Source organism: Chthonomonas sp. (assembly GCF_035294505.1).
Lineage (GTDB): Bacteria > Armatimonadota > Chthonomonadetes > Chthonomonadales > Chthonomonadaceae > Chthonomonas.
The window spans coordinates 1-11,487 of record NZ_DATGKU010000021.1 but is presented as its reverse complement, the minus strand read 5'-3'; the positions used below and the strand labels follow the sequence as shown (position 1 = coordinate 11,487).

General features: G+C 55.0%; 10 protein-coding genes. 4 read left to right on the top strand and 6 right to left on the bottom strand.

The features are described 5' to 3' along the window. Positions 1-204 precede the first annotated feature (204 nt). Positions 205-1,950: a glycoside hydrolase family 57 protein gene (locus VKV18_RS00700; RefSeq protein ID WP_324202307.1), complete on the top strand. Its 1,746-nt coding sequence runs from the start codon at positions 205-207 to the stop codon at positions 1,948-1,950. A 7-nt stretch (positions 1,951-1,957) separates the two neighbouring features. Then, complete coding sequence (locus VKV18_RS00695; RefSeq protein ID WP_324202306.1) at positions 1,958-2,941, top strand: DNA glycosylase; 984 nt, start codon at positions 1,958-1,960, stop codon at positions 2,939-2,941. On the opposite strand, the gene VKV18_RS00690 is transcribed toward VKV18_RS00695, so the two are convergent. Further along, positions 2,938-3,897 (bottom strand): site-specific DNA-methyltransferase, encoded by a 960-nt coding sequence (locus tag VKV18_RS00690; RefSeq protein WP_324202305.1) that lies wholly within the window; start codon positions 3,895-3,897, stop codon positions 2,938-2,940. The genes VKV18_RS00695 and VKV18_RS00690 overlap by 4 nt on opposite strands. 22 nt (positions 3,898-3,919) lie before the next feature. Continuing rightward, positions 3,920-5,518: a HEAT repeat domain-containing protein gene (locus tag VKV18_RS00685; RefSeq protein ID WP_324202304.1), complete on the bottom strand. Its 1,599-nt coding sequence runs from the start codon at positions 5,516-5,518 to the stop codon at positions 3,920-3,922. A gap of 567 nt (positions 5,519-6,085) precedes the next feature. On the opposite strand from VKV18_RS00685, the gene VKV18_RS00680 reads away from it, so the two are divergent. Next, positions 6,086-6,889 carry a prepilin-type N-terminal cleavage/methylation domain-containing protein gene (locus VKV18_RS00680; protein ID WP_324202303.1) on the top strand — a complete coding sequence of 268 codons (804 nt, stop codon included), beginning with the start codon at positions 6,086-6,088 and terminating at the stop codon, positions 6,887-6,889. A 272-nt stretch (positions 6,890-7,161) separates the two neighbouring features. Here VKV18_RS00680 and VKV18_RS00675 read toward each other — a convergent pair whose 3' ends face one another. The 4 genes from VKV18_RS00675 to VKV18_RS00660 all read right to left on the bottom strand — a co-directional run bounded on the left by VKV18_RS00675 (position 7,162) and on the right by VKV18_RS00660 (position 9,269). Beyond that, positions 7,162-7,386 (bottom strand): hypothetical protein, encoded by a 225-nt coding sequence (locus VKV18_RS00675; RefSeq protein WP_324202302.1) that lies wholly within the window; start codon positions 7,384-7,386, stop codon positions 7,162-7,164. A 1-nt stretch (position 7,387) separates the two neighbouring features. Next, positions 7,388-7,843 carry an H-X9-DG-CTERM domain-containing protein gene (locus tag VKV18_RS00670; protein WP_324202301.1) on the bottom strand — a complete coding sequence of 152 codons (456 nt, stop codon included), beginning with the start codon at positions 7,841-7,843 and terminating at the stop codon, positions 7,388-7,390. Between the two features lie 44 nt (positions 7,844-7,887). Beyond that, complete coding sequence (locus VKV18_RS00665; protein ID WP_324202300.1) at positions 7,888-8,244, bottom strand: prepilin-type N-terminal cleavage/methylation domain-containing protein; 357 nt, start codon at positions 8,242-8,244, stop codon at positions 7,888-7,890. A gap of 215 nt (positions 8,245-8,459) precedes the next feature. Beyond that, entirely contained in the window at positions 8,460-9,269 is an 810-nt protein-coding gene (locus VKV18_RS00660; RefSeq protein WP_324202299.1) for a sugar phosphate isomerase/epimerase family protein, read from the bottom strand. Positions 9,270-9,651: 382 nt separating this feature from the next. Here VKV18_RS00660 and VKV18_RS00655 point away from each other — a divergent pair, with 382 nt between their 5' ends. After that, entirely contained in the window at positions 9,652-11,418 is a 1,767-nt protein-coding gene (locus tag VKV18_RS00655; RefSeq protein ID WP_324202298.1) for a R3H domain-containing nucleic acid-binding protein, read from the top strand. The last annotated feature ends 69 nt before the right edge of the window (positions 11,419-11,487 follow it).

Below are 11,487 nucleotides of genomic sequence, written 5' to 3'. Positions count from 1 at the left end.
AGTCGAAAGCCCAACAGCAGCTATGTCGCTTTTGCGGTCGCAAGCCCGAAGTGGTGCGACAGTTGACCCCTAGCGGTAAAGTGCAGATGTTCCGCAAATGCTGCGCGGAAGCGGGTCTCGTGGCCTAGCGTGATTTGAAACGTTGTTGAACCGGCCTGTCCTCGTAAAGGAGGACAGGCTTTCTCCTATCTGGAGCCTCTCTGCATGGCGAAACCGCGCAAACAGGGCTATTTTGCCCTCGTGCTTCATTCCCATATCCCCTATGTGCTCGACCACGGGCGGTCACCTCACGGCACCGATTGGCTGTCGGAGGTCACCGCCGAAACCTATCTGCCACTGCTCGACGTGCTCTTCCGCCTTGTCTCCGAAGGCATCTCGCCCAAAATCACTATAGGGCTTACCCCCATTCTCGTTGAGCAGCTGGCCGATGAGACGTTTCAGCACGATTTTGTGGGCTATCTCCAGCAGAAAATAGAGACGGCGCGCGAAAACCAGCGGCAGTTTCGTTATGAGGGCAATACCCATATGCGTGGCCTGGCCCACTTTTGGGAGGACTACTATCAGCAGAAGCTCGAATCTTTCCTGAATATCTACAAAGGGGATCTCGTTGGGGCCTTTCGGAGGCTTCAGGATGAGGGACATATAGAGATACTGACCAGTGCAGCTACCCACGGTTATCTGCCTCTTTTGCTCACCGATAACAGCGTGCAGGCGCAGATTCGTTTGGGCGTGGCCGCCTATGAGGCGCATTTTGGACGCGACCCGCGCGGGTTTTGGCTGCCGGAGTGTGCCTATCGTCCACGTTACGCTTGGAACGCCCCTATAGAGGCCTATCGTAGCCTGCAGCCGCAGTTGCGAAAAGGCATTGAAGAGTTTTTGGCGGAAAGCGGTCTGCACTATTTTTTTGTGGATGCCCATCTTCTGCGAGGAGGGCAGACGCTGGGCGTCTATGCGGAGCGCTTCAAGGGACTGCAAGAGCTTTGGGCACAGTTTCAACGGGAGTATAGCCCAGAACGAACGGATCGTACGCCCTATGCGCCCTATTGGGTCAACAGCAGCGGACTTCCTATGCAGCCGGTGGCCTGCTTTGCGCGCGATCCAAAAACCGGCATGCAGGTTTGGAGCGGTGCGCACGGCTATCCGGGGGATGAGTTCTACCTAGAGTTTCACAAAAAGCACTATCCGGGCAACCTGCGCTATTGGCGCGTCTCCTGGCCAAAGGAGGATTTAGGCGCCAAGCAGCTCTATGAGCCTTATTTGGCAATGGGCCGCGTGCATATTCATGCCGAGCACTTTGCCCAGCTGGTGCACCAGACGGTGACTTCGGCAAATGTGGAGGAGAACAGACCCCCTGTTGTGGTCGCTATGTACGACACCGAACTGTTCGGGCATTGGTGGTTCGAGGGGCCGGAGTTTCTCTATCATGCCCTGAAGCAGCTGCATGCGCACCCACACATAGAACTGATCACGTGCGATGCCTACTTGGAGAAATATCCGCCCAAGGCGGTGGTGGCGCTGCCCGAAGGCTCGTGGGGGGAAGGAGGCTATCACTGGATATGGCTGAACGAGTGGACGGCGTGGACGTGGGAGAAGGTCTATGAAGCCGAACTGCGGATGATAGAACTAGCACAAACCTATGGAGATATGGGGCGGGTGCAAACCATTCTTCGTCAGGCAGCGCGTGAGCTGCTGTTGCTCGAATCGTCGGATTGGCAGTTCAACATCAGCACCTTCACCAGTCGTGACTATGCCGAACAGCGAGTCAACTACCACTACTCTCGCTTTTTGCATTTGGCTTCTCTTATTCAACGCGCTGCCGCCCAAGAGCCTATCTCGGTTGACGATTGGAACCTTCTTGGAGAGGCGGAAGAGCGCGACCGATGTTTTGCCCATCTGAACCCGAAGTGGTGGGCTGCCGTCGAGTTTCCTGCGACAAAGGGGGAGGGGTAGGGGCACTTTGCAGCCGATAGCGATGAGCAACTCGCGCATCAAGGCCGACGCCCTTCCTCTCGCTTGGAGGCGATTCGATTGTCACCGATCTCCCCTCCACTTGGAAGCCACCTTGCACAGTGGTCAGAGCTTTCGATGGCGCCGAGATGCAAACGGCGTTTGGTGGGGGACGATAGGGGCGGTTGGTGTGGCCTTGTGGCAGCCCGATGGAGCGCCTTATGGCGAACTTTATTGGCAAACGTTTCCGCAGCCGGACTGCTGGGAGGTGGTAGAGGACTACCTGCAGCTACGTGTTAACCTCGAATCGCTCTACTGCCGTTGGAGCCTTATGGAGCCGCATCTGGCCGAAGTTTTTCGTGCTTTTGCCGGGCTACGTGTCTTGCGGCAACCGCCGGAGGAGTGTCTTTTTGCCTTTCTCTGCGCCACCACGAACACGGTGACCAAGATCGAACGGAGCGTAGGCTATTTGGCGCAGCGATATGGTTCTCCTATCTATACCGGTCTCGATGAGCCGGCAACTCTGTTTGCTTTTCCCTCGGTTCGTGCGCTTGCCGAGGCGGACGAGAAGGATTTGCGGGCCGGCCTGTGGGGCTACCGGGCGCCTTTTGTTGTTCAGACGGCACAGAGGCTCTTACAAAAACCGCAGGGGTGGCTGGAATCGCTGCGAGAGGTGCCCTACGCGGAGGCGCATGAAGCCTTAATGGAGTTTCCGGGTGTGGGGCCAAAGGTGGCAGACTGCATCTGCCTATTCGCGCTCGACAAGTGGGAAGCGGTGCCGGTGGATAGGCATATCCATCGGCTAGGGGTTCGGCTTTTTCTGCCTCAGTTTGAGGGGCGTTCGTTGACTCCGCGACTCTATAGGACTATTGCCGAAGCCTTTCGCGAGCGCTTCGGCCCTATGGCGGGTTGGGCGCAGCAGACTCTTTTTTATGCGGAGGCGGGGTTGCGTGGAAGGCCGGGAGGAGAGAGTTCGATGCAGGGAAGGTTTTAGAGGTTGCTGATCCATTCCTGCGGGATTTGGGTAACCCGTTCTCTTCCGGTAGGTTCGTGGATCGGTTTGCCCAGCGGTCGGTAGCGCAGGGTTCCCGAGAACAGCGCCATGAGTCGTTCTTTGGCTATAGCAACATACCGTGCTTCTTTGTCGCAACCTGCGGCACGGCGATTGTGCATGATGGCGGCGATGAGAGCGCTGCCCACGCCCATATAGGGATCAAGCACCCAATCGTCCTCATTAGAGAAAGCCAAAACGCAGCGTTCTGCGAGTTCAACGGGAAATTGGCAGGGGTGAACCGTTTTTTCTGGGTGGTTCGACTTGACGTTGGGGATATCCCACAGACCTTCTTCCCACTCTTCTAAAAGGAACTCCCATACGTCGGAAGGATTTTTCCCAAGTGGATTGCAGGACGGTTTTCCCTTATTCGGCCCTTTAAAATGGCGTTTTCCTGGGTACTTTGGAGGAACCCGAATGTCATCGAGATTGAAAACATAGTGGTCACTTTTTGTGAACCAGAGAAGGGTTTCGTACCTACCGGAGAGGCGTTTTGAGGCATGAAGGCCGTGACCGAAGCGCCAAATAATGCGATTGCGCAGCTTAAAACCCTGATTCTTGAAGAGGGGGTAGTAGAAGATGTCAAGCGGGTAAACCTCTCCCTCTTCCACGAAGTTGCCGACTTGCCAGCAGAGGCTTCCCTCTTTTTTTAAGACTCTATACAACTGTTGTAGGACAGGCACTTGGGTCTTAAGGTAGTCCGCGATATCCCTGCGGTTTTCGTACTCTTTCCCAAGATTGTAGGGCGGGGAGGTGATAATCAGTTGGATGGTTTCGTCAGGAATCTGCTTAAGACAGTCGCTTACATCTCCTTGAAAGGCAACAAGCCTTGCTTCGGTTCGAAAGCAAGGTTCTATTGGGAGCGGAGTTTGCAAAAGCAGATCGGGTAGCTGTTCCACGCTCTCTATGGCCTCCTGGCGGTTACTGCGCTTGCTCGAAGCGATTCAGCTGCTGCTGGGCCACGTAGGCCACATCCGCATCGGAACTTTTGGCCAACTGTTCAAGGATGTCCTTTGCTCCGGCCAGATCGGTGTTACCAAGGGCGACGGCAGCCCATCGTTGTAGGGTGGGGTTGGCGTTCTTCACCGCCGCTGCTAGCTGCAGAAGAATTTCGGAGCCGTGCTCAGAATCGAGCAGATCGCCCAAGGCGGTGGAGGCATAGTAGGCAGTTGTGCCGCCTTTTGCGAAAAGGGAGATCAGCGTAGGGGCAGCTGCGGGGCCGATCTGTGCCAGCGCTTGTGTGGCTGCCTCGGCAACGGTTCCGCTGGGGTCGTTTAAGGCGGCAACAAGGGGCGCGATGCCGTCTCGATTACCGGAAAAGCCTAGGGCTTTGGCGGCAGCGGCACGCACATCAGCATCTTGCGTGTCGGTCTGTAGCAGCCGTGCAAGGGCGGGATCGGTTTCCGGATCGCGCACCGGAATGAGCGCCTGGGCGACGCCAAGGCGTACCTCTTTCTGAGGATTTGACAAGGCTTTGATAAGTTGTTGTACCACGGCACGGTTTGGGGGGCTATCCTCGCCTGGGCGAGCGGCGACAGAGAGGGCAGAGATGGCCGCCGTTCTCAGGTTGAGGTCGTAATCTGTGAGCGCTTTGAGAAGCGTGGCGATGGCATCCGGCGTTGCGATACGCCCTAAGCCGGCGGCGGCCTGAGCGCGAGCGTCGGAATCTACCGAAGGGTCGAGCACCGCTTTGGCGAGTACCGGCTCGCTGGAGGGAGCGGCGATAAGCCCAATGGCGGCGATAACGGCCGTGCGCACTTGGGTGGTGGTGGCTGGGTTCTGAAGCACGGCGATAAGCTTGGGCACAGCCTGTGGGTCTCCTATTTTCCCAAGCGCGTTGGCCGCACCGACCTTCACGCCGTCATCTTTATCGTCAAGGAGGGCCATCAGCGCAGGAACACTGCGGTTGTTGGCAGCAGGATCGAACGCTTTGCTGCTAAGCACATCACCCACGGGACCGCGGGCATCGCTGCTCGATTTGAGTTCATTGATGAGCGCCTGCACCACGTCGGGGTTTTGGCGGGGGCCTATGCCGTCGGGATCGGTGAGGGCGCGGATAACGCCTTGGCGCACATTGATGTCGCTATCGCTAAGGCCGTCCACAAGGGCTTTGATGTTATCTGCTGAGGCGGCCCCGATCTGTTTTAGGGTACGCAGGGCCTGATCGCGGACGATCTTATCCTGGTCTTTCAGCATCTGCACGGCCTGTTTCACGGCGTCGGCGTTGCCGAGATCGGCAAGGGCGATGGCCGCCTGGGCGCGCATCTCTTTCGTCTCACCGGCGATGGTATCGGAGAACTGCTCTTCGGCGATCAGCTCTTTGGCTGCGGCGGCGCGCTGAGTCGGCGTCCCGTGTGTGAGATTGTAGAGCAGTTGATGCATATGATGGCTGTGCAGAGCGGCTAGGCCCACAACCACGAGAACGATTCCACCAAAAATAAGATAGTTCAGATATTTCTGTATCACGTTCCCACGCTCCCCAAGCGCAATTCTTTCAAGGACAGGTATCTCTTCATGCATTCTACCTGAATTCGCCTATTTCCTGCTTTCTTTGGGGCAGGACGAGGAAGACGAGACCTCTATGATGTGTTGGGCACAGGTCTGTACCAAAAGAGGCTGTCGTGTCCTATGGAGCTATGCGGTAGTGTGGCCAATGTGGAATATTTTGCTGGGAGCCTTACTGTTCCCTACGTGAAACGGGAAAAGACATGTTTCTTTCTGTTCTTTTGAGTAATGTGACAAGAATCTGGTGGGAAACAACAAAAAACTTGCACTTTTGGGGTTTTCATGTTATAATACTAACTGGCTCTTTGCAAAGGGAAGGCCAAGCAGAAATCTGTTTGGAGAGATATGTGAGGGAAACTGGGTGTGGACGGCAAAAACGTTTTCGGGTATAATCAAACCGTTCTACAGACGGTTTCCTTCAGCACTCTGGCACAGCTGCCGGTTCCTTTTCCGTATACGAGGGAGTAAGGGACGGCAGCTTTCGCTTTTGTGGAGAGCTATCTTTCTTGTAACAAAAGAGAAGAAGGAGATGTCTGAGGCATTAACGAAACAGAGCTTAACGGCTTCGGAGGAAAACGACACATGAATCGCAAAAACGCTTTTACGCTCATTGAGTTGCTTGTAGTCATCGCTATCATAGCGATACTCGCAGCCATCCTGTTCCCTGTTTTCGCGCAGGCGCGCGAGCAGGCGCGAAAAATTACCTGTGTTTCAAACGCACGTCAAATTGGTCTTGGGATAGCTATGTATATCCAGGACTATGACGAGAAGTACTGCCCCTACTTCAGCGGTTACGATCCAACTACAGGGAACTACACCTCGCCCCAGCAATACTGGCCACAGTTGATTTCGCCCTACATACAGAAAGCGAATGGGTCTGGGAAATTGGGTCAGGCTCTCCCGCAAGACCTTTCCGGTGTTTACCGCTGCCCAGATGCACCCTACGATCCGGTAGCCGCAGCTAAATTCGGCTATGGCAACTTCTCTTCCTATGGTATAAGCGATGACATCGTTAACTGGTGGGAGCCAGACCCTGTACCAACCACTTATATACCGGTAGGACTGGCCGCGATTGTCGCTCCTGCAAATACTCTGGAGTTGGTGGAAACTTATGACTGGTTCCTCAACGGAAAGGAGCCGGGTGCCGCTTTGGCGCTAAGCTACTTCGACAACTATTGGCCGGGCGATCATCCTGATGCAGCAAACTACACGACCGATGGACGTCACAACGCTGCCTATCGCAAGACTGACGTCTCTATTGCCCCAGACCCAAAATCGAACAACACGGTGGTGTTCTGTGATGGCCATGTAAAGTCTATTCGTACCGGAGATGTAACGCAGAAAGGGGACCTGTGGAGCATCAGCAATAACGATCAATGGCCGTAGAGAGATGAGACGAGCACGCAAAAAACGCATTGTCGCCCTGCTGTCAATACTGGTGGTATCTTCTACAGGCTGTGGCAGTCATGAAAAACCTATTCAGCTGCCGCAAGCGCCCCCTGCCTCGGCTGTGGGTAGGAATTCAGGCCTAGGTAAGCAGATGATGCCGCCCGGTCAACATAGGAATTGACATAAGAGTTAGTTCGAGTTGCGATAAAAAGAGGGAAGGTCTCCATGGAGACCTTCCCTATTATTCATGGTCGGAAGTCTCATATATGCTAGGGGCCGCTAGGGCCTGCAGAAGGAGGGGTTCCTGGACTTATTGCAGGACGCCCCTGCATCTTCTGCAGCTTCTGCAGTCTGCCTTGAAAACCTATCGGCGCATTTGGGTTGTCTATAACCTTCTCGGAGGGCTGCTGCGATCTCCAGAAAAGAAAGCCCAGCAGAAGTAGGACAACCACAATTACGACGATGAGAATAGCAGGATGAACTTCTTTTTGCATATCAACCTATCCCGTGTCCTTCACAAATCGGCTGTGTGTCTGGATAAGGGGCGGAAGGATCGTAGTAGACCCGGGCCGCATCGTAGTTAATACACTGCCCGGTGCCAAATATCTGATCGGCTCTTATCAAGGACTTAGTGCGGTACCACTTGGCATGTCCATCAAGGAATCCTACGTTAGTGCCAAGATTGTGGCGGTCAGACAAGCCGAAACTGAGATCGATGCCGTTCCAGGGGTCTGCCCAGTAGCCACCTCCACCAGACCACGGGTCTTGGGGGACGCTATCGGCAAAGATAGCCTGCTGAGCAGGATAGGGAAAGCTTGGCAGCGTGTGAAATCCGTTTACACAGTAGGAGTGGAAGTAGTCCACGCCGTTGTTTAAATCCACCGTACACTGCCAATCGTCCCAAGGGGCCATCTCGCCGATCATGCCGATAGAAAGTTGTTTACGATCCACCCTGCGCCAGTATAGGCCTGTGAAGGATAAATTGTGGTAGCTTGCTACCAGACTATGAGGAGAGAAGGACAGAAAGCAAGCTGTACGTTCTTGGTATAGGGGTAGAGGTATCCTAGCCAGATGAGCTGCTGTGAGGGTGGTGGGCCGTCGCCATCAGGGCTGTTTCCAGGCCAACCGGCTAAACCTACCGCCGCTCCATTTGCAAGTTCGTTGAGCTTCTCGTCGTAGTCTTGCACATACATCTGTTCGGCAGTTGTCAGCTGCTTGATATTGCTGAGGCAGGATATAGCTCTTGCTTTTTCACGTGCCTGTGCAAAAACAGGAAACAGAATAGCTGCAAGTATCGCTATAATAGCGATAACTACGAGCAACTCGATTAGCGTGAAAGCTTTTGACTTCATAAGAGAATCCTCCTTATCGCTACAGCCACATCTATCGAAAATCCGTTACTCATGGTGGATAGAATGATCGTTTCAAATAGATGTGTTGGTTTCATTATACTGACAAACTTCTGTGATGTCAATACTACGAGTAGGCAAAATTGACACTTTAAGGAAAGTTGGGGAGGATTTTAGTCAAAAACACGGCTCTGTTCACAGAGACATGGGGTAGGAGCTTATTCCGTGTGGCAGTAAGGCAATAGACTATCATACATCCGTTTGGCGGCTTCAAGCGGAGGAAGGGCCCAAAGCTCCTTGCTGAACATCTCGATGGAGTAGTAGCCCTTATATCCATAACGCTCTAGGGCATCAAAAATAGCCCGAAGGTCTAAACACCCCTGTCCCGGAAGCACGCGATCCTCGTTGCAGTGGGAGAGTTCGCCGGGCTTGTCGCGCATGTCGTCTACATGAACATGGTAAATATGGGCTACCGAAAGCGCGTTGATCTGCTCGAACTTGGTGGGGGTGCAATGGTAGTGCGCGGGGTCGAAAAGCACCCCAACATTCGGGCGACCGGCACGCTGCACCACCTCTACCGCCGTGCGCAGCGATTTTACCAAGGGAGACCAGTTGAACTCCAAACAGAGTCTCACATCGGTGTCGGCAATGGCATCGGCCACCGTGGCAAAAGCCTCTGCGAGCACGCCAATGGGGTCGGCAACGGAATGCGCCGGCCCGTCCGTGCCCACAACAAGACAACAACGAGAGCCGAGCTGCGCCAGCAGCCGGGCGTTCTCGATGACACGCGCATGGTTGTTCGCACGCTGCTCCTTATCGGAAAAGGCCTCTAAGCCGGTTTCAAACCCCCCAATACAGCGCAGCCCGTGCCGCTGTAGAAGATGGCGAAGCTCAGGTACCGGGCGATCGCGAATCGGCCCTAGTGCAAACTCGACGTTCTCAAAACCAGCTTCGGCACAGGCCGCCAAAATCTCCTCTAAACTGCCCCTTAACGATACCGTGTTGATGGCAAGCTGGGAACGACGCATCTTTTCTACCTCAATCCGTATTGTGCCTACCCTAAGGAACGATGCCATAAGGATTAGGCGGAGTTGATCGTATATTCACGGCGGGCGGGGTTATTTCCTTTTCAGAAACGGATGCAGGATTCGCGCAGACGAATCGTGAAATTCCAAAATGAAAACGTCGTACTGGAGGCTTAGTGGAAACTTTCTTGGCCCGATTTCGGTCTTTTAAAATAGGGGGACGCAAACTTTGAAAGATGTTCTTTATGTCTTACCAAAGAGGCGGTGCTGCGGCGATATAGTATTGGCGAAAACCTATTGTTCCTGATACGAGGAAACGACACAGATAATCCGAAAATCCCAATTTTCTCAACAGAGTAGTCTTAGGAGACAATCGAACCCTCTCATGCAAATGCAGAGAATCTCGTCTTGGTACGAACCGGAAGCGCAAGGGACCTCCTTGCATCGTGGGCAAGACCTTTCCGGTGCTTTACGACGCCCACTAACCGTGCAGCAACAACAGATCACCGATAATCTCGATCAGCTTCTAGAAACCCTTCCACCCGACATCCGCAAGTATCTCGAGCAGGAGCCGTCATTGAACGACCTGCTGGAGATCGTGATGGACCTCGGGCGTATCCCGGAGGCTCGTTTCCCCGAAAGGGTTGTGGAGCTAGGGACGGAGCCGGTTTCTGCCGAGCAGATCGAGTATGTGGTAAGCCGCGTAGGCGCGTTTGGCAAGGATAACCGGGCCGGCATCGAACGCACGTTGCATCGCATTTCGGCCATACGCAATCGGCAAGGGCGCATTATCGGTCTCACCTGCCGCATCGGTCGTGCCGTTTTCGGCACCATAGATATCATTCAGGATGTGGTGGAGAGCGGCAAATCCATACTGCTGCTTGGGCGTCCTGGTCGGGGCAAAACCACGAAGCTGCGCGAGGTGGCCCGCGTGCTCTCCTCCGAGCTGAACAAGCGTGTGGTGATTGTGGACACCAGCAACGAGATCGCCGGCGATGGGGATATTCCGCACCCCGGCATCGGGCGTGCGCGAAGAATGCAGGTGAGTTCGCCTGAGGAGCAGCACAATGTGATGATCGAGGCCGTGGAAAACCATATGCCGGAGGTCATCATCATTGATGAGATCGGCACGGAGCAAGAGGCGTTTGCGGCCCGAACCATCGCGGAACGTGGGGTGCAGCTTATCGGGACGGCTCACGGCAACAGCCTAGAGAACCTGTTGCTGAACCCCACCCTCTCCGATCTCGTGGGAGGCATTCATGCCGTTACGCTCTCCGATGATGAGGCGCGTCGGCGCGGCACCCAAAAAACGGTACTCGAGCGAAAGGCCCCACCGACCTTCGATGTGGTGATCGAGATCATGGACGTGGATAAGTTGGCGATCCATATGGATGTGGAGAAGACGGTAGACCGCATGCTACGTGGAATCCCGCCACGTCCGGAGATACGCGTACGTACACCCGATGGCCATATCGAGATCGTGCAGCGCTCTAACGAACTGCACCCCACCATTCACGAGGTGCCTGAGTCGGCAGACGGGAGGGAGGAGGAGCCGCTTTACACGATTCCTCGGGTGGCCCGCAACGGGGATGCGAAAGCCGCTTCCTTCGAGAAAGGGCGCGACGTTGAGGAGGTTTCACGTCCAACACGCCCGCTTCCGTCCACGGTTCGCATCTTTCCATACGGCGTAAGTCGAAGCCGTCTGGATAGGGCGATAGCGGAGTTACACGTTTCGGCCTTTATCGCCCGTGATGTGAGCGATGCCGATGCCGTAATCGCCTTAAAGGCCTCCTACAAGCGAGAGCCGGCAAAGATGCGGGAGATCGCGCAGCGACGTCTTCCTATCTACACGATCAAGAGCAACACCTACGCGCAGATAGCAAGTTGTTTGCGTGAGATTTTCCGCATGGGTACCGGCGAAATGGGGCCTGAGGAGCTTGAGGAGGAGTTCGATATGGAGAATGCGGCCCTTCAGGAAGCGCGCGAGGCCATCGAGATCGTGAAGCAGACGCATACGGCCGTGGAGCTGTCGCCGGCAAGCCCCCAAATACGTCGTCTACAGCACCTCCTTGCGGAGCGGTACCAACTGGCTTCGGAGAGCGTGGGGGTCGAGCCGCAACGTCGTGTGCGCATCTTACCCATCGGCGCGTGAGCCTCACGATGTCATCCAAAGGCCGGCTCATCACGTTTGAAGGCATTGATGGCGCAGGAAAGAGCACCC

Coding starts and splice junctions, on each gene's coding strand:
- VKV18_RS00700 (WP_324202307.1), top strand. CDS start 205: ATGGCGAAACCGCGCAAACAGGGCTATTTTGCCCTCGTGCTTCATTCC.
- VKV18_RS00685 (WP_324202304.1), bottom strand. CDS start 5,518: ATGCATGAAGAGATACCTGTCCTTGAAAGAATTGCGCTTGGGGAGCGT.
- VKV18_RS00680 (WP_324202303.1), top strand. CDS start 6,086: ATGAATCGCAAAAACGCTTTTACGCTCATTGAGTTGCTTGTAGTCATC.
- VKV18_RS00675 (WP_324202302.1), bottom strand. CDS start 7,386: ATGCAAAAAGAAGTTCATCCTGCTATTCTCATCGTCGTAATTGTGGTT.
- VKV18_RS00665 (WP_324202300.1), bottom strand. CDS start 8,244: ATGAAGTCAAAAGCTTTCACGCTAATCGAGTTGCTCGTAGTTATCGCT.
- VKV18_RS00660 (WP_324202299.1), bottom strand. CDS start 9,269: ATGCGTCGTTCCCAGCTTGCCATCAACACGGTATCGTTAAGGGGCAGT.
- VKV18_RS00655 (WP_324202298.1), top strand. CDS start 9,652: ATGCAAATGCAGAGAATCTCGTCTTGGTACGAACCGGAAGCGCAAGGG.